We start from the raw sequence: 23,487 nt of genomic DNA on the forward strand, positions 1-23,487 counted from the left end.
GGGTGTGAGTCTCTCGATCCGCTACACCGAGACTGGCGGAGGCTGGTATCGAGTCCTTGGCCGAGACCACCAACGGACTGTACAAGGCCGAGTTGTTTTACCGTCAATCATGGAAGAGCCGCGAGGCGTGGAGATGGCCAATCTGCAGTGAGTACACTGGGGCAGGAGTGGGCGAACGATGTCAGTGCGCGCATGGGGGCCGTCTGGCTATCGAGCTGATGACCTCGACAGGTGGAGCCGACCACGCGGTAATTTGACCTTGTCCGTATCGGCGCCATAAACATGGCCTGGGTCATACACGGCTTCAAACCAGAACGCTTTCTGACGACGAGGCGGCGTACCTGCCGGTCTGTTCATCGATGCCCAAACAATCAGAAAGTCCTGGGGTCATCGCCGCGACTGCATTCCTTATGGACGAGCACCTTGCGGTGAAGATCCTTGCGTTCATCAATGGCGCGCCGCTCAAGCTGTTCACCGCGTCGTTCCGTGCGGGCGCGCTAGGGTATGGGTATTCAGGGGGAAATGTCTGCGCTGCCCGTCCAAGCCGAACGCCGCGACGCTGAGCGCGCCGTGCTGGTGAATATTTAGCCCCTGCGCATGGCGAGGCGCTTTCGAACGGAGCCATCGACGGGGTCGTTTTCAACTAAGAAGCGGCGGCATCAATTGGTGTACTGGAACAGCTGCACTATGTCAGCAGTCTTGAGCTGGGCTCGTTGACTTTTGCGTTGGCGATGAACGATAAAAACCATGAAATTTGCCGCCCCGCAGCGGCAAGCCTTATGCCGTTCTCGCTATACTCCGCGCATTGCAGGGCTATTTGAAAAAGTTTGAACGACTCCCACTAATAAGGAAATGATAACCTGCAGAATCTCATGATTCAGTAGACGAGCTCATCGTGATGAAGGACGGGCAGGGCTGTTGGCTTGCTGCCCAGCTGGAAAGCTCGCGAGCTTTTCCAGGTCTAGAGGTGGACTAACGCATAGATGCTGATGGACACCATGAATGTCGGCGGCGCTGAAAACCCTGTATTTTCTCAATTTCAGGGCACAAAAAAGGACGTCGGTGGACGCCCTTAGATGTATATTTGGTGGAGCCGGGGGGATTTGAACCCCCGTCCGCCAGCTCTCCACTGTCGGTACTACATGCGTAGCCAAATCTATTGAGTTAACTCCGCGCCGCCCGATTGGCAGGGTGCTTGGAGCGAGCTGCATGAGTTTTAGCCGTTACGTCTGCAGCGAACTTGGCGGCGATCCTGTTCTATCTGACAGTCATTTCGGGTTTACAGGCATCCCCTAGTGACCGCTGGCGCCGAAGCGACCAGATGAAGGTTAGGCGGCTAGCGCGTACCCTTCGTAGTTGTCGTCGTTGGCAACTATAAGTTTGCAACAGTGGATTTACGAGTTCTGTTACCAACTCGGCATGCACCTAGAGTTTTGTTACCGGCGTCGAATCCTAATCGGCCCCATGAAGCGTGTTGCGGCCTCATGTACTGCGCAGTGTACGCCAGAACCTCTGGCTCGTCGAACGCTTCATTGGTCAGTTGGGACGCTTTGTCGGCTTTCAGAACGGAACAGAAATCGGCAAGGCCAACAAGCGGTGACCTTGCCTATCCAGGCTCAGTTGCCGGTGCCGCTAGTGCTGGAGCTGCCGGAGCTGCCGGGGCCTTCTAGTTCCTGTAGTGCCTTGGTGGAATGTGCGATGCAGGCTTCGGTATCGCCAGATTGCTGAGCCTGGCGCGCCTGCTTGATCAAATCCTCAACTTCGCTAAGAGCAGGCTCGCCGAGGGTCGCCTGGCTGGTGGCCATGTTGTCGTCGATTTCCTGCATATTGAGCTGGCAGAGGTCTTTATCGGCAGCAAATGCAGCGGGACTGGCGATCAGAGCTGCAGCAGCAAGTAGGGCAAATTTTTTCATGAGCATCCTCCAGGGAGTTAACTTCCCGGCGGGCCTGCCTGATTGTGCAATTGCGCGGCGGCGCCGAGGCGAGTCGAGCCTCAATACCGGGCTCATATCTTCCGACTACGGCTTCGCTCGAGCGTTTCATCTTTTGTGTCCAGCATCGCTACCGAGCCTGCTCAAACAGAGGTGGCAGCGGCTCTGGCACGGCTGTTGCGGTTCACAAGATAAATCAGTCCGTGGTAGTCGATGCCGCCGTGTTGCGACAGGCCGATCTCGCAGGTGCGGCTGGTCGAGATGCCTTCGTTGCAGATATGCACCGCATCTTTCAGCGTGCGCAATGCGTGGGCGTTGAGCTCTGGTGTGGTGAAGCCCTTGTCTCCGGCGAAGCCGCAGCAATGAATGCCTTCCGGGACCACCACTTCTTTGGCGCAACGACGGGCGATGTCGATCAGCGCCTGGGCTTCACCGAGGTGCTGGGTGCTGCAGGTGACATGCACGGCGATCGGCGCCTGTTGGGGCTCGAAATCCAGCTTGTCCAGGAGGTGGGTGCGGATGAAGCGCACCGGATCGTAGAAGTCTAGGCGCTCATCCGTCAGGCCTTGGACCATGCGCAGGGTGCAGGGGCTGGTGTCGCAGTAGATGGGATCGAGCCCGCCGCGGCTGGCCTTGAGCAGCGCATCGAGGGTTTCCTGGCGCTTGCGCTCGGCCTGTTCGGCATAGCCCTTGGAGGCGAACGGTTGGCCGCAGCAGAGGTTGTTCAGGTTGTCCGGAAAGACGACCTGGTAGCCGGACTTCTCCAACAGGGTGCGGGTGATGTCGAGTAGCGGTTCCTGCTCCTGATCACGGGCGGCCGGGCTCATGGCTCGGGAGACGCACGCAGCGAGATAGACCACCCGTGGGCGCTCATCCTGTGGGGTCGGTTTGGGCAGATTCAGGCGCTGCAGCGGCTGCGGCATGGCCGGCGTCCACTGCGGTACGCGCCCTTTGCTGGCCTTGCTGAAGGCCGCCGAGGTCTTGCTCAGCAGGCGCGTGCCCATCATCAGGTGCGCGCCGTTGGCCACGTGCAGCATGAAGCGGGTGCCTTGGACGGCTGTGTTGAAATGATCGGCCAGCCAATTCGCAGCGCGGCTATTCTCGGCATTGCGGCCACGCAGTTTGCGCACCAAGTCGCCGGTGTTGATACCCACCGGACAACGTTGCGCGCAAAGGCCGGTCGCGGCACAGGTTTCGACGCCGTGGTACTCGTAGAGACGCTCCAGTTCGGCCGTCTCGGCCCCCGCGCGCTTTTTGGCCTGGATGTCGCGCCAAACCACGATGCGTTGGCGTGGCGTCAAAGTCAGTCCGTTAGACGGACAGACTGGTTCGCAGAAGCCGCATTCGATGCACTTGTCAACGATCTCATCGGCAGCCGGCATCGGTTTGAGGTGCTTGAGGTGGATCTGCGGATCCTCACTGAGCACCACGTCCGGATTGAGGATGCCCTGCGGATCGAGCAGGCGCTTGATCTTCCACATCAGCTGATAGGCGTCGCGCCCCCATTCCAGCTCGACGAAGGGCGCCATATTGCGGCCGGTGCCATGCTCGGCTTTGAGCGCGCCGCCGAACTCCACAGCAACCAGCTGCGTGACATCCTGCATGAAAGCTTCGTAGCGCGCCACTTGCTGCGGCTCATCGAAGCCCTGGGTGAAAACGAAGTGCAGATTCCCTTCCAGTGCGTGACCGAACAGGATCGCCTCGTTGTAGGCGTGCTTGTCGAACAGCTGAATCAGGCGATTGACGCCCTCGGCGAGACGCTCGATAGGAAAGGTGACGTCTTCGATGATTACCGTGGTGCCGGTCTGACGCACCGCGCCCACGGCCGGAAAAGTGTCCTTGCGAATCCTCCAGAGCTGGTCGTAGACCAGCGGGTCTTCGCTAAAGTCGACCTGTTTCTCCACCGGGAAATGAGCGATGGAAGTCGTGATCAGGTTGATCTGCTCATGCAGCAACGAGTGGCTGGCGGCACGCGACTCGATCAGCAGGGCGCAGGCGTTGGACGACAGCGCCTTGACCCACTCGGGCATGCCGGCCTTGTTCTCCACCGAGCGCAGGCTGCGGCGGTCGAGCAGCTCCACCGCGGAGACCGGCTGCTGCTTGAGTACCGGCACGGCCAGGCAGCAGGTTTCCACGTCGGGAAAGACAACGAGCGCGCTGGCCTTGTGCGGATGATCCGGCACGGTGTCGTAGGTCACCGCGCTGATGAAGCCGAGCGTGCCTTCGGAGCCGACCATCAAATGGTTGAGGATGTCGAGCGGCTCGTCGTAGTCGATCAGCGCATTGAGCGAAAAGCCGGTGGTGTTCTTCAGGCGGTACTTATGGCGAATCTTCGCAGCCAGTTCGGTATTGGCGCGAGTGGCGCGGCCAAGCTCGGCGAGCTGTTCGAGCAAGGCGCCATGGCTCTGGCGGAAGGTCGCAACGCTGACGGCGTCTTCACTGTCGACGACGGTGCCATCGGCCAGGACCAGACGCAGACCGGCCAGGGTCTTGTAGCTGTTTTGCGCGGTGCCACAACACATGCCGCTGGAGTTGTTGGCGACGATGCCGCCGATCTTCGCTGCGTTGATTGATGCCGGATCGGGTCCGATCTTGCGCTGGAAAGGCGCTAGTACGGCATTGGCGTTGGCGCCGATCACGCCCGGCTGAAGGCGGATCTGCGCGCCATCGTTGCGAATTTCTCGGCCGTTCCAGTTATCCCCGAGCACGATCAGCACGGAGTCGGAAATCGCTTGGCCAGAGAGACTGGTGCCGGCGGCACGAAAGGTCACCGGTACGTTTTGGGCGTGGGCCAGTTGCAGCAATCCCACCACTTCGGCTTCGGATTCGACGCGCACCACCAGTTTCGGAATCAACCGGTAGAAGCTAGCGTCGGTGCCGAACGCCAGCGTGGATAGCGGGTCGTCGAAACGCCGTTCCGCCGGAATCAACCGTTCGACGGCAGCGAGAAAGTCGTTCGGAAGAGCGGCAGGCGCGTTCATGTAGGCTCCAGGAAATGAAGCGGGCCGCGTCGGGGATCGCGCGGCCTCGTGGCTTATTCGACGTGTTTGGTCGTCTGGTACTGTCCAAGTTCACGAACCAGCGAATCGGTGGTGATTTCGCTAATGGACTTGGCACCGGTCAGCACCATCGCCACGCGCATTTCCTTGTCGATCAGATTCAGCAGGTTGGTGACACCGGCCTCGCCGTCGGCCGCCAGTGCATAGGCGAAAGCCCGGCCGAGCAGCACGGTATCCGCGCCGAGGGCGATCATCCGCACCACGTCCAGGCCGCTGCGAATGCCGGAGTCAGCGAGAATCTTCAGATCGCCTTTAACCGCATCGGCAATAGCCGGCATTGCGCGTGCGCTGGACAAGACGCCGTCAAGCTGACGGCCACCGTGGTTGGAGACAATGATGCCGTCAGCGCCGAAGGTTACGGCGTCGCGGGCGTCTTCGGCGTCGAGGATGCCCTTGATTACCATCGGGCCGTCCCAGAATTCGCGGATCCATTCCAGATCCTTCCAGGAAATCGAAGGATCGAAGTTTGCCGCGAGCCAGCCGATGTAATCCTCCAGCCCGGTCGGATGGCCGCGGTAAGTGGAAATATTGCCCAGATCGTGCGGTTTGCCGTGCAGGCCCACATCCCAGGCCCAGAACGGGTGGGTCATGGACTGAAGCATGCGGCGAATGTTAGCGTTCGGGCCGCTCATGCCCGAATGTGCATCGCGGTAGCGGGCGCCGGGTGTGGGCATGTCTACGGTGAATACCAAAGTGGTCACGCCAGCGGCCTTGGCACGTTCCAAGGCATTCTTCATGAAACCACGGTCCTTCAGCACATAAAGCTGGAACCACATCGGCCGCTTGATCGCCGGGGCCACTTCCTCGATCGGGCAGACCGATACGGTGGACAGTGTAAATGGAATACCTTTCTTGTCGGCGGCGCGGGCAGCCTGGACTTCGCCTCGGCGAGCAAGCATGCCGGTCAACCCGACCGGGGCCAGCGCTACGGGCATCGACAGGGTCTCGCCGAACAGCTGGGTCTCCAGGCTGAGTTCCGACATGTTGCGCAGGACGCGCTGGCGCAGGGCGAGGCTGGCCAAATCGTCGACATTGCGACGCAGTGTGTATTCGGCATAGGCGCCGCCGTCGACATAGTGGAACAGAAACGGCGGGAGTTTGCGTTTTGCTGCGGCGCGGTAATCCGTAGAGGCGGAGATGATCATCGTTGTTATCACCGGTTAAAAACGAGGTAGTCTCGAGGTGCTCCCCGTCTTCGACGAAGGAATCGTTATCGGTCTGGCTTTGCCCTATCAACGCGTGATTTGGGATGCGCGATGATACGGGCGAGGATCAAACGCCTTTACCCCGAACATTTCGGGGCAAAGGCCATACATGGAGTCAGGTGCCGACCAGCGGGTCCGTCACACCCATCAGGTAGATTGCCACCATGCCGATCACTCCTGTGAACAGTACGTAATACAGCGTAGGCCAAACGGTCTTGCGCAGGGTGACCCCCTCGCGACCCAGAAGGCCGACGGTGGCGGACGCGGCGACCACGTTATGGATCGCGATCATGTTGCCCGCGGCCGCGCCGACAGCCTGGACGGCTACGATCATCGCGCCGGAAATGCCCAGCGAATGCGCGACGCTGAATTGGAACTGGCTGAACATCATATTGCTGACGGTGTTCGATCCGGCGATGAACGCACCCAGCGCACCCACGGAAGGGGCGAGCAACGGGTAAATGCCACCGACGCTGTCGGCAACATAGCGCGCCATGGCGATCGGCATGCTTGGCAAATCGCTGGCGTTAACGCCGGAATTGATCAAGATGCGCACCATCGGCACGGTGAACAGCAGGACGAAGCCTGCGCTAAGTAGCACGCCGCTGGATTCCTTGACTGCGGCTTTCAGCTCGGCGGCGCGCATGCCATGCATGAAGAAGGTCATCAGTACGACTGCGACAAGAATGCCGCCTGGCAGATACAGCGGCTCGATACTGGCGCTGACACCGCTCTCGCCGAGGATGTTGGCGAAGGCCATGGAGACCGATTTCAATGCTGCGGTCACCTCTGGGAAGACCCGACTGATAACCAGAATCGCACCCACTAGCACGTAGGGCAGCCAGGCTCGAAAGGCACTCATTGGCCGTGCGGCCAGGTCGTCCAGCTTCATCTCGACGGTGCCCACCCATGCGGCCGGCCAGTCTTTAGCATTAGCGAAGTCCCAGGTGGTCTTCGGTACCAGAAAGTTGAAGCGAGCAGCGGTGGTGACGATAGCCAAGCCGATCAGGCCGCCGAGCAGCGAGGGGAATTCTGGGCCGAGCAGCACTCCCGTGGCTACGTAGGGCAGGGTAAAGGCCAGGCCGGCGAAGATCGCGAAGGGCAGGACCTCGAAGCCAGCCTTCCAGCTTTTTTCCTTGCCGAAGAAGCGCGTCAGCATCATCGCCATGATCAACGGCATTACGGTGCCAACGATGGCGTGGGTGATTGCCACACTGCTGGTGATCTGCTGCAGGAAGGCTTGCCAGCTCGCGCCTTGAGCGACCAGTTGAGCGCCGAGCGTGGCGGTATCCAGTCCGCTGTTGACGCCCACTACGATAGGTGTGCCTACCGCACCGAAAGACACCGGGGTGCTCTGTACCAGCATTCCCATTAGTACGGCAGCCATGGCCGGGAATCCGATCGCAACCAACAGTGGCGCGGCGATTGCTGCCGGAGTGCCGAAGCCGGACGCGCCCTCGATGAAGCAACCAAACAGCCAGGCGATGATGATCGCCTGGATTCGGCGGTCGGGGCTGATGGTAGTGAAGCCCGCGCGGATGGCAGTGATCCCGCCCGAATGCTTGAGAGTATTCAACAGCAGGATTGCGCCGAAAATGATCCACAGCAGGCCGAGGGTGATGACCAGGCCCTGCAGGCTGGAGGCGATGATCCGGGTAAAACTCATGTCCCAGACGAACAGGCCGATCGCAGCGGTGAATAGAAACACCAATGGCATAGCGCGGCTGGCGGGCCAGCGCAGGCCGATCAATAGTACGGCAGCGAGCAGAATCGGAGCAAAGGCAAATAGGGCGAGCAGTCCATTAGACATGTTCCGGCTCCCAACGCCGCGTGGAGCGGATGAGGCCCGGCTGGACCTGTAACGAGCGAAAATCTGGAGACCGCATTAATTAGTCCTCTTTTTGTTAATTACTCTGAATCTGTAAATTGGTAATACCAATTATCCATAGGGCTCGGTCAGCGTAAGAGTTCGGTCGCCGTTGCGTCAATTAGCAAGCTATATACTTTGGTCGCAACGAACCGTTGTTGCGGCGCATGGAATGCCTGACTACGCTGGCATTCGTTCAGTGGTCAAACCAATCGAGGAAGTCATGGAAGTGGGAATGGTGCGTCAGCGGAGGCTGGCCGATAACATTGTGGAACAGCTCGAAACCATGATTCTCGAGGGCACGCTCAAGGCTGGGGAGCGCCTGCCAGCGGAACGAGTGTTGGCCGAGCAGTTCGGCGTATCCCGTCCTTCCTTGCGGGAGGCCATTCAAAAGCTCGCGGCGAAGGGGCTGTTGATCAGCCGCCATGGCGGCGGCAATTTCGTTGCCGAATCCCTGGGTTCTACATTCAGCGATCCGCTGCTCCATTTGTTGGAGAACAACGCGGACGCACAGCGCGATCTGCTGGAATTCCGTCATACGTTGGAAGGCAGTTGCGCCTATTACGCCGCGCTACGGGCTACGGAGGTCGATCAGCAGCGGCTCGGCGAAGCATTCGCAGTGCTGCAGGACTGCTATCTGCGTGAAGGCATGGTGACCCGAGCCGAGGAGGGCGCCGCCGATGCGCGCTTTCATCTGGCTATCGCCGAGGCCAGTCACAACGCTGTGCTATTGCATACGATTCGGGGCCTATTCGATCTGCTCAAGCGCAACGTGGTGACCAACATCGGTGGCATGTACGCGCTGCGCAAGGAGACTCGCAACATGCTCATGCAGCAGCATCAGGAACTTTACGAAGCGATTATCGCTCGTCGGGCCAACGAGGCGCGCGACGTGACCCATCGTCATATCAGCTACGTGCAGGAAGTGCTTGCCGAAGGGCAACAGGAAGCGCAGCGGCTAGCACGAGCGCAGCGACGGCAGGGTAGGGCTGAGAGACCCGCTGATGGCTAAGGCGATGGGGGCCGAGGAAGGCTGGAAGCTGTGTTGCTGAAGCAGCACGGGCGAGAAGGACGCTTCCTTGCTCGAGCTGATCCGGTCAGTCTTCCTTGCCTTTGGTGCGCATAGCGCGCTGGATTTCCCGGTCGGAGTCGCGCTCTTTCTCCGTGTGGCGCTTGTCGAACTCTTTCTTGCCTTTGCCTAAGGCGATGTCGCACTTGATCAAGTGCTTTTTCCAGTAAATCGACAGGGCAACACAGGCGTAGCCCTTTTGCTGCACCGCTCCGAACAGCTTGCCCAGCTCGCGCTTGTTCAACAGTAATTTGCGGGTGCGGGTGGGGTCGGCGATGACATGAGTGCTGGCTGCGGTGAGTGGTGTGATATGACAGCCCATGAGCCAGGCTTCGCCATCCTTCAGCAGAACGTAGCTATCGACGAGTTGCGCCTTGCCGGCACGCAGACTCTTTACTTCCCAGCCGGCCAGAACGAGACCCGCCTCGAATTTCTGTTCGATGAAGTAATCGTGTAGCGCTTTCTTGTTTAGCGCGATGGTCCCGGGGGACTGTTTCTTCTGTTTGGCCATAGGCTGCGCATTATAGGGAGTCCCGCTGCGGCTGGCGATAACCAGCACGCTACGATGGTATGAAACTTGAGAGGGGCGCGCTTATCCCAGACAATATGCTCTTTGCGCGCGTTCAGGCCCGGTGCGGCGGAACCTGCGTATGGCTCTTGCTCTCGGTGATCGCTCGTCGCCGCTTGCTGTGGCGGTCTCTGACCGTCGAATGACGAAGAAGGTCTGCATGACGACGCATATTCAACGCTCGGCGCTACTGCCGTATCCGGCGCACGCGCTGTTCGACATGGTCAATGACGTAGCCAGCTATCCGCAGTTTCTGCCTTGGTGTTCCGCTACCGAGGTGCTGTCCAGCAGCGAGACTCAGATGCAAGCAAGCATGACGGTAGCGAAAGCCGGCATTAGTCAGCGTTTCCTCACGTGTAACGAGTTGCAGGCGGGTAAACGCATCGAGATGACTCTCGAAGAGGGGCCGTTCAGTCATCTGCATGGCATCTGGGAGTTCAAAGCGCTGGGTGAGAAGGCCTGCAAGATCAGCCTTGACCTAACCTTCGATTACGCCGGTCCGTTGGTCCGGGCTACTCTTGGTCCGCTGTTCAATCAGGCCGCTAATACGTTGGTCGATGCGTTCTGTGATCGGGCGAAACAGCTCTATGGATAAGCCGATCATCGCGATTGAGGTGGTCTACGCGCTTGCCAATAAGCAGAAGCTGCTGCGCCTGACAGTCCCTCAAGACACAACGGTGCGTCAGGCTGCGGTCCTTTCAGGAATGGACGGTTTCTTTCCGGGACTTGATTTGGCAACCGCACCGCTTGGTGTTTTCGGTAAGGCGGTACCCAAGCCGGACGAACGTGTGCTTGAAGAGGGTGAGCGGGTGGAAATCTATAGGCCGCTGATCGCCGATCCGAAGGAAGTGCGTAAGCAGCGCGCGGCGAAGGCGGCGCAGAACAAGGCTGGCGATTCGCGCGGCGGATCGGCTGCTTAGGGTTGTGGTAACAGAAAGCGATAAAGCCCGGGGTGCCGGGCTTTCTTTTATCTCGCGCTCAGTTTGTTTCCAAACTGTCCGGAGTTGGCACCGGGACCGGCTCGGCAGCGTCGACGTCACGCTGAATCTGCTCGAGCAGTGAGCCGGGTTCGGTAGCCTCTGGCTCGGTGCGAACCGGTGTTTCGGTGGCCGGCTGATCAGTGCCGAGGATGGCCTCGTCGCGGCTGACGCCCGGCTTGAAGTCGCCGGCCAGGCCTGCCAACTGGTCGTTGGCGTTGAATACGAGGCTTACGCGTTCCTGCTGGCGCTGACTGCCGCCCGGCTGGATGCTGTACAGGTAATCCCAGCGGTCGGCATGAAAGGTGTCGGTGATCAGCGGATTGCCCATGATAAACCGTACTTGCGAGCGGGTCATTCCGGGGCGTAACTGGTCTATCATGTCCTGTGTAACGACATTGCCCTGTTGAATGTCGACCTTGTAAACCCCGGGGAATGAACAACCGGCGAGTGCGAACAGACCCACAAGCGTGAGACTGGACAGCATGAGCTTGGTGTTTTGCATCGGTAGGTGACTTCCACTATCTTGGCTGGGCAAAGACCCGGATCATACCCGTATTGAAGGAGGCTGCGAAACAGCAGCAGCGAGAAAGCCAACCATGGTTGAAAATAGCGAACTACGCAAAGCTGGCCTCAAAGTGACCCTCCCTCGGGTCAAAATCCTGCAGATGCTGGATACCACTGACCGGCGCCATATGAGCGCTGAAGACGTCTACAAGGCGCTGATGGAGGCCGGCGAGGATGTCGGTCTGGCAACTGTCTACCGAGTGTTGACCCAATTCGAGGCCGCCGGCCTCGTGGTTCGGCATAATTTCGATGGTGGTCATGCGGTGTTCGAGCTTGCTGACAGTGGCCATCACGACCATATGGTCTGTGTCGACAGTGGCGATGTCATCGAGTTTTTCGATTCCGAGATCGAAAAGCTGCAGAAAGAAATCGTCAAGCGCCACGGTTATGAGCTGGTCGATCACAATCTGGTGCTCTACGTGCGCAAAAAGGCTGAGTGAGCGTCGGTGCAGAAAATATAAAGGCGATCCGCGGGTCGCCTTTTTCATGTCTGCTAAGAGGCCTGGACTGAGCCGATCATCTGTCGGGCGTGGGCCAGCGCCTGTTCAGTCAAGTCAACTCCGCCAAGCATTCTTGCGATCTCCTCGACTCGTTCTCCATCTTCCAGCGTTGCCACAGCGGTGTGGGTCTCGTCGCTGCCGCGAGCCTTGTGCACGAATAGGTGATGGTGCCCTTGCGCCGCAACTTGCGGTAGGTGGGTAACGGTAAGTACTTGTCCGCGCTCGCCGAGACGGCGCAACAACTGACCGACCACTTCGGCGGTGGGGCCGCCAATGCCGACGTCCACTTCGTCGAACACCAGTGTTGGGATCCGCGAGGTCTGAGCGGTGATTACCTGGATTGCAAGGCTGATACGCGACAGTTCGCCACCAGAGGCGACCTTAGCCAGCGGTCGAAGTGGCTGCCCTGGGTTGGCGCTGACGAGAAATTCCACCTGCTCCAGTCCGTGTGGCATAAGGTCACCTTCTGCGCTGGGCTTCAGCACGACGTTAAACTTGCCGCCCGGCATGCCCAATCGCTGAATCTCCGCTTCGACCGCTCTCGCCAGTGTTTCTGCGGCTTGTTGGCGGGTAGCGCTCAGCTCTCCAGCCTTTTCCCGATAATGTCGCTCATATGCAGCAAGCTCTTCGCCGAGTTGCTCCAGCGCGTCATCATTGGCGTTCAGGCTTTCCATCTCCTCGAACAACCGTTGTTGTAAGGCTGATAGTTCCAGCGGTTGCACCCGGTGCTTGCGCGCCAAGGTATAGATGCTATCCAGCCGTTCTTCCAGCGCCTGCTGGCGCTGCGGATCGGAATCGAAATGGTCAAGGAATCGGTTCAGCTCGCCGACCGCTTCTTCCACCTGGATCTGTGCGCTGGAGAGCAGGTTGACTGCTTCGCCGAGTGCACCCGGTTGGTTCTGAAATGCGGTGAGGCGTTGCAGACTCGAGGTCAGCGCTGACAATACGTTTCCCGCATCGCTCTCGCTGCATAGGTCGATCACTTGGCGGCAGGCGCCGAGCAGGTGCTCGGCGTTGGCAAGGTTCTTGTGCTCCTGCTCCAGATGTTCCAGCTCGTCCTCACCAAGGGCGAGGGTTTCCAGTTCTTCCAGCTGATAGCTCAGCAATTGATGGCGAGCGCGCTGCTCATCGCTGCTGTTACTCAGGCGCTCCAGGGTCTGCCGGGTCTGGCGCCAGCGTTGTGCAGCCAACTGAACCTGACGTGCCAGGTCCTGGCTGCCGCTGTATTCGTCAAGCAGACGCCGATGGGTATCGAGCTTTAGTAGCGACTGGTGTTCGTGCTGGCTGTGAATATCGATCAGCAATTCACCGAGCGCCTTAAGGTCCCCCTGAGGGCAGGGCGTGCCGTTGATATAGCCGCGCGAGCGACCTTCGGCAGTAATTACTCGGCGGAGAATGCATGGGCCGTCGTTATCCAGGTCGCGCTCCACCAGCCAGGCCCGCGCGTCGGGAATGTCGTCCAGATCGAAGCTGGCAAGAATGTCGGCCTTATCCGCGCCGATGCGCACCACGCTGCTGTCGGCGCGGTCGCCAAGGGTCAATCCGAGCGCGTCGAGCATGATCGATTTGCCGGCGCCGGTTTCGCCACTGATCACGCTCATGCCGCGCTTCAGCTCAAGGTCGAGGTGCTCGACGATGGCGTAGTTATGAACAGACAGATGAACCAGCATGGCAGGGCTCCTGCGTAGGTGACTGGCTATTTATACAGTTCTTCTGGGGGCGGCTTCAAGCGGCAAACTACAGGCGGCAAGAACTCCCAGCCACGATCGGGTGCAACTTTTGCTCGCGGTCGATAGCCTGTAGCTGCCTCCAACCCTTGAAGCCGTGCTCGTCGCCCCCATATAGCGGCACAAGCGCGGGCTGACCGCCCGCTGAAGTCTTGATGAGGAGGATCGCATGGCCGACGAGCAGAACCTGGACAACCAGACCCCTGAAGAGAACGAGACCGAGCAAGCCGAAGTGGCCGAGGATCTGGCTGCCCGCGTGCAGTCACTCGAAGAGCAACTCGCGGCGGCGCAGGATCAGTCCCTGCGGGTTGCGGCCGAGCTGCAGAATATTCGCCGCCGCGCCGAGCAGGATGTGGAAAAGGCGCACAAGTTCGCGCTGGAAAAATTTGCCGGTGATCTGCTGGCCGTTGCCGATAGTCTCGAGCGTGGTCTCGAGCTGTCGAGTCCGAACGACGAAGCAGTCAAGCCGATGCGCGAAGGCGTCGAGCTGACCTTCAAGTTGCTGCTCGATACCCTGGCGCGCCATCAGCTGGCACAGCTAGACCCGCAGGGCGAGCCCTTCAATCCTGAGCATCACCAGGCCATGGCCATGGAAGAAAGCACCCATGCCGAGCCTGGCAGCGTGCTCAAGGTTTTTCAGAAGGGCTACCTGCTCAACGGTCGGTTGCTGCGTCCGGCAATGGTCGTGGTCAGCAAGGCGCCAGCGCAAACCCCGCCTTCGATTGATGAGAAGGCTTGAATTTCGGCTATTGAACCCCATCTCGTAGCCAAGCGTTTTTGTGTTACCCGCTGCCGGTAATCAGGCGCGGATCAATCAAGTTCGGAGAGAAGCACATGGGCAAGATTATCGGTATCGACCTGGGAACGACCAACTCCTGCGTCTCCATTCTGGAAAATGGCAAAGCTAAGGTGATCGAGAACGCCGAAGGCGGCCGCACCACCCCGTCAATCGTTGCGTATGCCAATGATGGCGAAATCCTGGTCGGTCAGTCGGCCAAGCGCCAGGCGGTGACCAACCCACACAACACTCTGTACGCGGTGAAGCGACTCATCGGTCGTCGTTTCGACGAAGAAGTCGTGCAGAAAGATATCCAGATGGTCCCGTACAAGATCGTCAAGGCGGACAACAGTGACGCCTGGGTCGAAGTGAGCGGCCAGAAGATGGCGCCGCCGCAGATCTCTGCCGAGATTCTGAAAAAGATGAAAAAGACCGCCGAAGACTATCTCGGCGAGCCAGTGACCGAGGCGGTGATCACCGTTCCGGCGTACTTCAACGACAGCCAGCGTCAGGCCACCAAGGACGCCGGTCGTATCGCCGGTCTGGACGTCAAGCGCATCATCAACGAGCCGACTGCTGCTGCGCTGGCTTATGGCATGGACAAGGCCAAGGGCGACCACACCGTGATCGTTTATGACCTGGGTGGCGGTACCTTCGACGTGTCGGTAATCGAAATTGCCGAAGTCGATGGCGAACATCAGTTCGAAGTGTTGGCCACCAACGGTGACACCTTCCTCGGCGGTGAAGACTTCGACATTCGCCTGATCGACTATCTCGTCGACGAGTTCAAGAAAGAAACCGGCATGAACCTCAAGGGCGACCCGCTGGCCATGCAGCGCCTGAAGGAAGCTGCCGAGAAGGCCAAGATCGAGCTGTCCTCCAGCCAGCAGACCGACGTTAACCTGCCATACATCACTGCAGACGCGACCGGTCCGAAGCACCTGAACGTGAAAATCTCCCGTGCCAAGCTCGAAGCGCTGGTCGAGGATCTGGTGCAGCGCACCATCGAGCCGTGCCGCATGGCCATGAAGGACGCCGGTATCGACGTCTCCAAGATCGACGACGTGATCCTCGTCGGTGGTCAGACCCGTATGCCACTGGTGCAGCAGAAGGTCGCCGAGTTCTTCGGCAAGGAAGCGCGTAAGGACGTCAACCCGGACGAAGCCGTCGCCATGGGTGCTGCCATTCAGGGCGCCGTTCTGGCTGGTGACGTTAAGGATGTGTTGCTGCTCGACGTGTCCCCGCTGACCTTGGGTATCGAAACCATGGGTGGCGTGATGACCGCGCTGATTGAAAAGAACACCACTATTCCGACCAAGAAGTCGCAGGTGTTCTCGACTGCCGATGACAACCAGAGCGCCGTGACCATTCACGTGCTGCAGGGCGAGCGCAAGCAGGCTGGGCAGAACAAATCGCTGGGTCGTTTCGATCTGGCCGAGATTCCGCCGGCTCCGCGTGGCGTGCCTCAGATTGAGGTGACGTTCGACATCGACGCCAACGGCATCCTGCACGTGTCTGCCAAGGACAAGGCCACCGGCAAGCATCAGTCCATCGTGATCAAGGCTAACTCGGGTCTGTCCGAGGAAGAAATCGAGCAGATGGTGCGCGACGCCGAGGCCAACGCCGAGGAGGATCGCAAGTTCGAAGAATTGGTCACTGCGCGTAACCAAGGCGATCAGTTGGTCCATGCGACCCGCAAAATGCTGACCGAAGCCGGCGACAAGGCGACCGAGGAAGACAAGGCCAGCATCGAGAAGACTATCGGCGAGCTGGAAGTAGCCATCAAGGGCGACGACAAAGCCGAGATCGAAGCCAAGATCGCTGCGGTTTCCCAGGCCTCCACGCCGCTGGCACAGAAGATGTACGCCGAGCAGCCTCAGGGCGGTGAGGGCGAGCAGGCTGGCAATAACGCGCAATCCGGCGACGATGTGGTCGACGCTGAGTTTGAAGAGGTCAAGGACAACAAGTAAGCCGCGGCTTATGACCTCCATGAGTGGAGAGGGCGCCGCGGCTGCCATCCTGGTCGCTGCTGCCTTTAGCTCCAACCCGAAGCGGTGATGCCGCGACGGGCTTGATCGCCGCGCGGGGGCTTGCTCCCGCGTCGGCGTGTCTGGAGGGTACGAATTTGAAGGTTCAGGAAATTTATGGCCAAACGTGACTATTACGAAGTGCTGGGTGTCGAGCGCGGCGCCAGCGAGGCGGAGCTGAAAAAGGCTTATCGCCGCCTCGCGATGAAGCACCATCCGGACCGTAATCCCGGAGATAAAGCGGCTGAAGACGCGTTCAAGGAAGCCAACGAGGCTTACGAAGTGTTGTCCGATGCGAGCAAGCGCCAGGCCTACGATCAGTACGGTCACGCCGGCGTCGATCCGCAGATGGGCGCAGGGGCGGGCGCCGCGTACGGCAACGCCAACTTCTCCGATATCTTCGGTGACGTATTCAGCGATTTCTTTGCCGGCGGACGCGGCAGTTCACGTGGTGGCGCCCAGCGCGGTAGCGACCTGCGCTACACGCTTGAACTGGATCTGGAAGAGGCCGTTCGCGGCACCACGGTCACCATCCGTGTGCCGACGCTTGCCGAGTGCAAGGCCTGCGATGGCTCCGGCGCCAAGAAGGGCACCAGTCCTGTTACCTGTACCACCTGCGGTGGTATTGGCCAGGTCCGTATGCAGCAGGGCTTTTTCTCCGTTCAGCAGACCTGCCCGCGCTGCCATGGCAGCGGCAAGATGATTTCCGATCCTTGTGGCAGCTGTCACGGCCAAGGGCGCGTCGAGGAGCAGAAAACGCTTTCGGTCAAGGTTCCGCCAGGCGTCGACACGGGCGACCGTATCCGTCTGACCGGCGAAGGCGAAGCGGGTGCTCAGGGTGGTCCGGCAGGCGATCTTTATGTTGTGGTTAACGTGCGCGAGCACCCGATTTTTCAGCGCGATGGCAAGCATTTGTATTGCGAGGTGCCGATCAGCTTCGCTGATGCAGCGCTGGGCGGCGAGCTGGAAGTTCCGACGCTGGATGGTCGCGTCAAGCTGAAGATTCCCGAGGGGACCCAAACCGGCAAGCAGTTCCGCCTGCGCGGTAAGGGCGTTGCCCCTGTCCGTGGTGGTGCCGCGGGTGACCTGCTGTGTCGTGTCGCGGTGGAAACTCCGGTCAATCTAGGCAAGCGTCAGCGCGAGCTACTCGACGAGTTCCGCAAAACGCTGCAAAGCGATAGCTCCCACTCACCTAAGGCCAGCGGCTGGTTCGAGGGGATGAAGCGCTTTTTCGGCGATTTATAAACAGAAGGCTGCAGGCTGCAGGCGACAGGCTTCGAGCTTTCGCCTGAGGCCTGAGGCCTGCAGCCTGGAGCTGACTGGATGCGACGTATTGCAGTAATGGGCGCCGCTGGGCGCATGGGTAAAACCCTGGTCGAAGCTGTACAGCAGACTGGCGGCGCTGCGGGATTGACCGCCGCGATCGATCGGGCCGACAGCACGCTGGTTGGCGCTGACGCAGGCGAGCTTGCGGCCATCGGCAGAATCGGTGTGCCGCTGATTGGAAGCGTTGAAAAGGTCGTCGAGGAGTTCGACGTGCTGATCGATTTCACCCATCCTTCAGTGACATTGAAAAATCTTGAAGTCTGCCGGCGTGCTGGCAAGGCGATGGTGATCGGCACGACCGGTTTCTCGGTTGAAGAGAAGGAAAAGTTGGCCGCGGCAGCAAAGGACATTCCCATCGTTTTTGCCGCCAACTTCAGCGTGGGCGTCAACCTGTGCCTGAAGTTACTCGACACCGCTGCGCGAGTCCTGGGTGACGAGGTCGATATCGAGATCATCGAGGCGCACCATCGGCACAAGGTCGATGCGCCATCCGGCACTGCACTGCGCATGGGTGAAGTCGTGGCCGACGCGCTCGGTCGCGATCTGCAGAAGGTTGCGGTATATGGTCGCGAGGGACAAACGGGGGCACGCGAGCGGGATGCCATCGGCTTCGCTACCGTCCGTGCCGGCGATGTCGTCGGAGACCATACGGTGCTGTTCGCGGCCGAAGGCGAGCGGGTCGAGATTACGCATAAGGCATCCAGTCGCATGACTTTCGCCAAGGGCGCGGTTCGCGCTGCGTTGTGGCTGGAACTGCAGCCTGCAGGTCTGTATGACATGCAGGATGTGCTCGGGCTGCGCTGAAACTAAGTGCCGCCTGGCTGTTGGGCGGATTTCGGCTGGACCCGAAAGGGTGTTTTCTGTAAGCTTCCCGTTTTAGTGTGTCCACTAAAAGTTGCGCAGAAATGACTCAAATAAAAAGCGGGATGACCTTCACACGTCATCCCGCTTTTTTACAATCTGCGCCTGCTTCAGCCTTGATCTTTGGGAGGTCTCTTGACTAAGCCAGCCCCTACGCCAGCCATTCTGGCCCTTGCCGATGGCAGCATCTTTCGCGGCGAATCCATCGGCGCCGATGGGCAAACCATTGGTGAGGTGGTGTTTAACACCGCCATGACCGGCTATCAGGAAATCCTCACCGATCCATCCTATGCCAAGCAGATCGTCACCCTGACCTACCCGCATGTCGGCAACACCGGCACGACTCCGGAAGATGCCGAGTCGTGGAAAGTCTGGGCGGCTGGCCTGGTGATTCGCGACCTGCCGCTGATTTCCAGCAACTGGCGCGACAAGCAATCCTTGCCGGACTACCTCAAGGCCAACGGCACCGTTGCCATCGCCGGTATCGATACCCGTCGTCTGACTCGCATCCTTCGCGAAAAGGGTGCTCAGGATGGCTGCATCCTGGCGGGTAACGACGCGACTGAAGAAAAAGCGCTAGAGCTGGCGCGTAGCTTTCCCGGCCTCAAGGGTATGGATCTGGCCAAGGAAGTTAGCGTTAAAGAACGCTACGAGTGGCGCTCCGGCGTCTGGTGCCTGAGCGACGACGGCCATACCGAAGTGCCGGCCAGCGAACTGCCGTATCACGTCGTCGCGTTCGACTATGGCGTGAAGTACAACATCCTGCGCATGCTGGTCGCGCGTGGTTGCCGTGTCACGGTGCTACCAGCGCAGACGCCTGCCAGCGAAGCCCTAGCGCTGAATCCGGACGGTATCTTCCTGGCCAACGGCCCGGGTGACCCCGAGCCCTGCGACTACGCGATCAAGGCGATCCAGGAAGTGCTTGAAACTGATATTCCCGTGTTCGGGATCTGCCTCGGTCATCAGTTGCTGGCCCTGGCCTCCGGCGCCAGGACCGTAAAAATGCCGAACGGCCATCACGGCGCGAACCATCCAGTGCAGGACCTCGACACGGGGGTGGTGATGATCACCAGCCAGAACCATGGCTTCGCCGTGGACGAGGCCAGCCTACCAAGCAATCTGCGTGCGACCCACAAGTCGCTATTCGACGGCACTCTGCAGGGCATCGAGCGCACCGACAAGGTCGCTTTTAGCTTTCAGGGGCACCCCGAAGCCAGCCCGGGCCCGCACGACGTCGCGCCGCTGTTCGACCGTTTCATCGAAGCCATGGCCAAGCGCCGCTGAGCCTGCCGACTGACCCAAGGATTCGAGAGTAAGAAAATGCCAAAACGTACAGACATCAAAAGCATCCTGATCCTCGGTGCCGGCCCGATCGTTATCGGCCAGGCGTGCGAGTTCGACTATTCCGGTGCCCAGGCGTGCAAGGCGCTGCGTGAGGAAGGGTTCCGCGTCATCCTGGTCAACTCCAACCCGGCGACCATCATGACCGACCCGGCCATGGCCGATGCGACTTACATCGAGCCGATCAAGTGGGCCACCGTCGCGAAGATCATCGAGAAGGAGCGCCCGGATGCGCTGCTGCCTACCATGGGCGGCCAGACCGCGCTGAACTGCGCGCTGGATCTGGAGAAGCATGGTGTGCTTGAGAAGTTCGGCGTCGAGATGATCGGAGCCAATGCCGACACCATCGACAAGGCCGAAGACCGTTCGCGCTTCGACAAGGCGATGAAGAACATCGGCCTGGCGTGCCCGGTTTCCGGCATCGCACACAACATGGACGAAGCTTACGGTGTGCTCGACAAAGTCGGCTTCCCTTGCATCATCCGCCCGTCGTTCACCATGGGTGGCACCGGTGGCGGCATTGCCTACAACCGCGAAGAGTTCGAGGAGATCTGCGCCCGCGGTCTCGACCTGTCGCCGACCAGCGAACTGCTGATCGACGAGTCGCTGATCGGCTGGAAGGAATACGAGATGGAGGTTGTCCGCGACAAAAAGGACAACTGCATCATCGTGTGCGCCATCGAGAACTTCGATCCGATGGGCGTGCACACTGGCGACTCCATCACCGTAGCTCCGGCACAGACACTTACCGATAAGGAATATCAGATCCTGCGTAACGCATCCCTGGCGGTGCTGCGTGAGATCGGCGTGGAGACTGGCGGGTCCAACGTGCAGTTTGGTATCTGCCCGAACACAGGTCGCATGGTAGTAATCGAGATGAATCCGCGCGTATCGCGGTCCTCGGCGCTGGCTTCCAAGGCCACCGGTTTTCCGATCGCCAAGATCGCGGCAAAGCTTGCGGTCGGTTATACCCTTGATGAGCTACAGAACGACATTACTGGCGGTCGTACCCCGGCATCGTTCGAGCCGGCTATCGACTACGTGGTTACCAAGATTCCACGCTTCGCCTTCGAGAAATTTCCCAAGGCCGATGCCCGCCTGACCACCCAGATGAAATCTGTGGGTGAAGTCATGGCCATCGGTCGGACCTTCCAAGAGTCCGTGCAGAAAGCACTGCGTGGCCTGGAAGTCGGCGTGTCCGGTTTCGACCCGAAACTCGATCTGGCTGACCCGGAAAGCGAAAGCACGCTCAAGCGTGAACTCACCGTGCCGGGTGCGGATCGCATCTGGTACGTGGCCGATGCGTTCCGGGCTGGCAAGTCCGTCGCCGAAGTCTTCGACCTGACGCGTATCGATGAGTGGTTCCTGGTGCAGATCGAAGATCTGATCAAGGAAGAAGAGCGGATCAAGACCATGGGTCTGTCCAGCATCGACCGCGACGTGATGTACAAGCTCAAGCGTAAGGGCTTCTCCGATGCGCGCCTGGCCAAGCTGCTCGGCGTCACCGAAAAAAACCTGCGCGCTCATCGCCACAAGTTGAAGGTGCTACCGGTCTACAAACGCGTCGATACCTGCGCCGCTGAATTTGCGACCGATACGGCCTACATGTATTCGACCTACGAGGAAGAGTGCGAAGCCAATCCGTCGAGTCGCGACAAGATCATGATCCTTGGTGGTGGGCCCAACCGTATTGGCCAGGGCATCGAGTTCGACTATTGCTGCGTGCACGCGGCGCTGGCGATGCGCGATGATGGCTACGAGACCATCATGGTCAACTGCAACCCGGAAACCGTCTCTACCGATTACGACACCTCGGATCGCCTGTACTTCGAGCCGGTCACGCTGGAGGACGTTTTGGAGATCGTCCGTGTCGAGCAGCCCAAGGGCGTGATTGTCCAATACGGCGGACAGACGCCGCTAAAGCTGGCTCGTGCGCTAGAAGAGGCCGGCGTGCCGATCATCGGCACCAGTCCTGACTCCATTGACCGTGCCGAGGATCGCGAGCGTTTCCAGCAGATGGTTGAGCGTCTTAATCTACGTCAGCCGCCGAACGCCACCGCGCGCAGCGAAGAGGAAGCCTTGGCCGCGTCCAAGGTCATTGGTTATCCGCTGGTGGTACGCCCTTCGTACGTGCTGGGTGGTCGGGCGATGGAAATTGTCTATCAGGAAGAAGAGCTGCGTCGTTATATGCGTGAGGCGGTCAAAGTCTCCAACGACAGCCCAGTGTTGCTCGACCATTTCCTCAATTGCGCTATCGAAGTCGATATCGATGCGGTGTGTGATGGTGAGCATGTGGTGATCGGTGCGATCATGCAGCACATCGAACAGGCGGGCGTGCACTCTGGCGACTCTGCCTGTTCCCTACCGCCTTACTCGTTGCCAGCGCATATCCAGGACGAGATTCGCGATCAGGTCAAGAAGATGGCCCTGGAGCTTGGCGTGGTCGGCCTGATGAACGTGCAGATGGCCGTGCAGGGCGAGGATATCTTCGTCATCGAAGTCAACCCGCGTGCCTCGCGTACCGTTCCCTTCGTGTCTAAATGCATTGGCGTTTCGCTGGCGATGATCGCGGCACGCGTTATGGCAGGCAAAACGCTGGCCGAAGTCGGGCTGACGGAAGAAATCATTCCGAACTTCTATAGCGTCAAGGAAGCCGTATTCCCGTTCGCCAAGTTCCCTGGCGTTGACCCAATTCTCGGTCCGGAGATGAAATCCACCGGCGAGGTGATGGGGGTCGGTGACAGCTTCGCCGAAGCGTTCGCCAAGGCGCAGCTCGGTGCTAGTGAAATTTTGCCGAACAGCGGCTGCGCGTTCATTAGTGTGCGTGACGATGACAAACCGCATGTCGAACAGGTGGCGCGCGATCTGATCGGGCTTGGTTTCGAGGTGGTTGCCACCGTCGGCACCGCCAAGCTCATCGAAGCTGCCGGATTGCCGGTGCGTCGAGTCAACAAGGTGACCGAAGGTCGTCCTCACGTTGTCGACATGATCAAGAATGACGAAGTTACTTTGATCATCAACACTACTGAAGGACGTCAGTCCATTGCTGACTCGTACTCGATCCGTCGTAACGCCCTGCAGCACAAGATTTGCTGTACCACCACCCTGGCTGGTGGGCAGGCGATCTGTGAGGCGCTGAAGTTCGGTCCCGAGAGGGCTGTGCGTCGCTTGCAGGATCTTCACGCAGGAATCAATGCATGACTAAGTATCCAATGACTGTCCAGGGCGCTCGCGCCTTGGAAGATGAGCTCAAGCATCTCAAAACCGAGCTGCGTCCGCAGATCACCCAGGCTATCGCCGAAGCACGCGAGCTGGGGGATCTCAAGGAGAATGCCGAATACCATGCCGCCCGGGAGCAGCAGGGCATGGTCGAGGCGCGCATTCGTGATATTGAAGGCCGTCTGCAAAATGCTCAGGTCATCGATGTGGCCAACATCCCGCATACCGGCAAGGTGATCTTCGGTACTACCGTGGAAATTGCCAACGTCGAAACGGATGAAGCTGTGACGTACCAAATCGTTGGTGACGACGAGGCGGACATCAAGCGCGGCAAGTTGTCGGTCAGCTCACCCATTGCCCGCGCCTTGGTCGGCAAGGAAGAGGGTGATGTGGTAGCGGTAAAGACACCTAGCGGGTTGATTGAATATGAAATAGTTGAGGTTCGCCATCGCTGATCGCCAACCC

18 protein-coding genes and 1 other RNA gene are annotated in these 23,487 nt (G+C 59.6%); 11 read left to right on the forward strand and 8 right to left on the reverse strand.

Going from position 1 to position 23,487, the window contains the following annotated elements; all coding sequences use genetic code 11:
- Positions 1 to 1,085: 1,085 nt before the first annotated feature.
- The 5 genes from ssrA to NAV33_RS14125 form a co-directional block, all read right to left on the reverse strand.
- Positions 1,086 to 1,464, reverse strand: a transfer-messenger RNA (tmRNA) gene (gene ssrA / locus NAV33_RS14105).
- Between the two features lie 152 nt (positions 1,465 to 1,616).
- Positions 1,617 to 1,913, reverse strand: coding sequence for a hypothetical protein (locus NAV33_RS14110; RefSeq protein WP_255981100.1), 297 nt, complete (start codon positions 1,911 to 1,913; stop codon positions 1,617 to 1,619).
- 161 nt (positions 1,914 to 2,074) lie between these two features.
- Positions 2,075 to 4,912, reverse strand: coding sequence for an FAD-binding and (Fe-S)-binding domain-containing protein (locus NAV33_RS14115; protein WP_255981102.1), 2,838 nt, complete (start codon positions 4,910 to 4,912; stop codon positions 2,075 to 2,077).
- Between the two features lie 53 nt (positions 4,913 to 4,965).
- Entirely contained in the window at positions 4,966 to 6,135 is a 1,170-nt protein-coding gene (lldD, locus tag NAV33_RS14120; protein ID WP_255981104.1) for an FMN-dependent L-lactate dehydrogenase LldD, read from the reverse strand.
- Positions 6,136 to 6,310: 175 nt separating this feature from the next.
- The gene (locus NAV33_RS14125; RefSeq protein WP_255981106.1) at positions 6,311 to 8,005 is read right to left on the reverse strand and encodes an L-lactate permease; all 1,695 of its coding nucleotides are present in this window, start codon (positions 8,003 to 8,005) and stop codon (positions 6,311 to 6,313) included.
- 280 nt (positions 8,006 to 8,285) lie between these two features.
- Here NAV33_RS14125 and NAV33_RS14130 point away from each other — a divergent pair, with 280 nt between their 5' ends.
- Complete coding sequence (locus NAV33_RS14130) at positions 8,286 to 9,074, forward strand: GntR family transcriptional regulator (protein WP_255981626.1); 789 nt, start codon at positions 8,286 to 8,288, stop codon at positions 9,072 to 9,074.
- 85 nt (positions 9,075 to 9,159) lie between these two features.
- Here the strand turns inward: NAV33_RS14130 and smpB are convergent, their stop codons facing one another.
- Entirely contained in the window at positions 9,160 to 9,642 is a 483-nt protein-coding gene (gene smpB / locus NAV33_RS14135) for an SsrA-binding protein SmpB (protein WP_255981108.1), read from the reverse strand.
- Between the two features lie 217 nt (positions 9,643 to 9,859).
- Between smpB and NAV33_RS14140 the strand changes: the two genes are divergently transcribed.
- Together NAV33_RS14140 and NAV33_RS14145 are read left to right on the forward strand one after the other, a co-directional pair.
- Positions 9,860 to 10,294, forward strand: coding sequence for a type II toxin-antitoxin system RatA family toxin (locus NAV33_RS14140; RefSeq protein ID WP_255981628.1), 435 nt, complete (start codon positions 9,860 to 9,862; stop codon positions 10,292 to 10,294).
- Complete coding sequence (locus tag NAV33_RS14145) at positions 10,287 to 10,619, forward strand: RnfH family protein (protein ID WP_255981109.1); 333 nt, start codon at positions 10,287 to 10,289, stop codon at positions 10,617 to 10,619. The genes NAV33_RS14140 and NAV33_RS14145 overlap by 8 nt, the downstream gene beginning before the upstream one ends.
- 58 nt (positions 10,620 to 10,677) lie before the next feature.
- Here the strand turns inward: NAV33_RS14145 and NAV33_RS14150 are convergent, their stop codons facing one another.
- Positions 10,678 to 11,181: an outer membrane protein assembly factor BamE gene (locus NAV33_RS14150; RefSeq protein WP_255981110.1), complete on the reverse strand. Its 504-nt coding sequence runs from the start codon at positions 11,179 to 11,181 to the stop codon at positions 10,678 to 10,680.
- 94 nt (positions 11,182 to 11,275) lie between these two features.
- Here NAV33_RS14150 and fur point away from each other — a divergent pair, with 94 nt between their 5' ends.
- Positions 11,276 to 11,683 (forward strand): ferric iron uptake transcriptional regulator, encoded by a 408-nt coding sequence (gene fur / locus NAV33_RS14155; protein WP_255981111.1) that lies wholly within the window; start codon positions 11,276 to 11,278, stop codon positions 11,681 to 11,683.
- A 53-nt stretch (positions 11,684 to 11,736) separates the two neighbouring features.
- On the opposite strand, the gene recN is transcribed toward fur, so the two are convergent.
- A complete protein-coding gene (gene recN / locus NAV33_RS14160; protein WP_255981113.1) occupies positions 11,737 to 13,413 on the reverse strand; it encodes a DNA repair protein RecN in 1,677 nt (558 codons plus the stop codon).
- Positions 13,414 to 13,639: 226 nt separating this feature from the next.
- Between recN and grpE the strand changes: the two genes are divergently transcribed.
- The 7 genes from grpE to greA all read left to right on the forward strand — a co-directional run bounded on the left by grpE (position 13,640) and on the right by greA (position 23,477).
- Positions 13,640 to 14,209, forward strand: a complete 570-nt coding sequence (grpE, locus tag NAV33_RS14165; RefSeq protein WP_255981115.1) for a nucleotide exchange factor GrpE — start codon at positions 13,640 to 13,642, stop codon at positions 14,207 to 14,209.
- A gap of 95 nt (positions 14,210 to 14,304) precedes the next feature.
- Positions 14,305 to 16,218 carry a molecular chaperone DnaK gene (gene dnaK / locus NAV33_RS14170; protein WP_255981117.1) on the forward strand — a complete coding sequence of 638 codons (1,914 nt, stop codon included), beginning with the start codon at positions 14,305 to 14,307 and terminating at the stop codon, positions 16,216 to 16,218.
- Positions 16,219 to 16,392: 174 nt separating this feature from the next.
- Positions 16,393 to 17,520 carry a molecular chaperone DnaJ gene (gene dnaJ, locus NAV33_RS14175; protein ID WP_255981119.1) on the forward strand — a complete coding sequence of 376 codons (1,128 nt, stop codon included), beginning with the start codon at positions 16,393 to 16,395 and terminating at the stop codon, positions 17,518 to 17,520.
- Positions 17,521 to 17,598: 78 nt separating this feature from the next.
- On the forward strand, positions 17,599 to 18,405 hold the full coding sequence (gene dapB, locus NAV33_RS14180; protein ID WP_255981121.1) for a 4-hydroxy-tetrahydrodipicolinate reductase: 807 nt from the start codon (positions 17,599 to 17,601) through the stop codon (positions 18,403 to 18,405).
- A gap of 192 nt (positions 18,406 to 18,597) precedes the next feature.
- On the forward strand, positions 18,598 to 19,746 hold the full coding sequence (carA, locus tag NAV33_RS14185) for a glutamine-hydrolyzing carbamoyl-phosphate synthase small subunit (protein WP_255981123.1): 1,149 nt from the start codon (positions 18,598 to 18,600) through the stop codon (positions 19,744 to 19,746).
- Between the two features lie 36 nt (positions 19,747 to 19,782).
- Positions 19,783 to 23,004: a carbamoyl-phosphate synthase large subunit gene (gene carB, locus NAV33_RS14190; protein WP_255981125.1), complete on the forward strand. Its 3,222-nt coding sequence runs from the start codon at positions 19,783 to 19,785 to the stop codon at positions 23,002 to 23,004.
- A complete protein-coding gene (gene greA / locus NAV33_RS14195; protein WP_255981127.1) occupies positions 23,001 to 23,477 on the forward strand; it encodes a transcription elongation factor GreA in 477 nt (158 codons plus the stop codon). Before carB ends, greA begins: the two co-directional genes overlap by 4 nt.
- Positions 23,478 to 23,487: the final 10 nt, after the last annotated feature.

Source organism: Stutzerimonas stutzeri, assembly GCF_024448715.1.
Taxonomy (GTDB): domain Bacteria; phylum Pseudomonadota; class Gammaproteobacteria; order Pseudomonadales; family Pseudomonadaceae; genus Stutzerimonas; species Stutzerimonas stutzeri_AR.

Excerpts from the sequence above, each read along its gene's own strand:
- NAV33_RS14110 (WP_255981100.1), bottom strand. The coding sequence starts at position 1,913 with ATGAAAAAATTTGCCCTACTTGCTGCTGCAGCTCTGATCGCCAGTCCC.
- NAV33_RS14115 (WP_255981102.1), bottom strand. The coding sequence starts at position 4,912 with ATGAACGCGCCTGCCGCTCTTCCGAACGACTTTCTCGCTGCCGTCGAA.
- lldD (WP_255981104.1), bottom strand. The coding sequence starts at position 6,135 with ATGATCATCTCCGCCTCTACGGATTACCGCGCCGCAGCAAAACGCAAA.
- NAV33_RS14125 (WP_255981106.1), bottom strand. The coding sequence starts at position 8,005 with ATGTCTAATGGACTGCTCGCCCTATTTGCCTTTGCTCCGATTCTGCTC.
- NAV33_RS14130 (WP_255981626.1), top strand. The coding sequence starts at position 8,286 with ATGGAAGTGGGAATGGTGCGTCAGCGGAGGCTGGCCGATAACATTGTG.
- smpB (WP_255981108.1), bottom strand. The coding sequence starts at position 9,642 with ATGGCCAAACAGAAGAAACAGTCCCCCGGGACCATCGCGCTAAACAAG.
- NAV33_RS14140 (WP_255981628.1), top strand. The coding sequence starts at position 9,860 with ATGACGACGCATATTCAACGCTCGGCGCTACTGCCGTATCCGGCGCAC.
- NAV33_RS14145 (WP_255981109.1), top strand. The coding sequence starts at position 10,287 with ATGGATAAGCCGATCATCGCGATTGAGGTGGTCTACGCGCTTGCCAAT.
- NAV33_RS14150 (WP_255981110.1), bottom strand. The coding sequence starts at position 11,181 with ATGCAAAACACCAAGCTCATGCTGTCCAGTCTCACGCTTGTGGGTCTG.
- fur (WP_255981111.1), top strand. The coding sequence starts at position 11,276 with ATGGTTGAAAATAGCGAACTACGCAAAGCTGGCCTCAAAGTGACCCTC.
- recN (WP_255981113.1), bottom strand. The coding sequence starts at position 13,413 with ATGCTGGTTCATCTGTCTGTTCATAACTACGCCATCGTCGAGCACCTC.
- grpE (WP_255981115.1), top strand. The coding sequence starts at position 13,640 with ATGGCCGACGAGCAGAACCTGGACAACCAGACCCCTGAAGAGAACGAG.
- dnaK (WP_255981117.1), top strand. The coding sequence starts at position 14,305 with ATGGGCAAGATTATCGGTATCGACCTGGGAACGACCAACTCCTGCGTC.
- dnaJ (WP_255981119.1), top strand. The coding sequence starts at position 16,393 with ATGGCCAAACGTGACTATTACGAAGTGCTGGGTGTCGAGCGCGGCGCC.
- dapB (WP_255981121.1), top strand. The coding sequence starts at position 17,599 with ATGCGACGTATTGCAGTAATGGGCGCCGCTGGGCGCATGGGTAAAACC.
- carB (WP_255981125.1), top strand. The coding sequence starts at position 19,783 with ATGCCAAAACGTACAGACATCAAAAGCATCCTGATCCTCGGTGCCGGC.
- greA (WP_255981127.1), top strand. The coding sequence starts at position 23,001 with ATGACTAAGTATCCAATGACTGTCCAGGGCGCTCGCGCCTTGGAAGAT.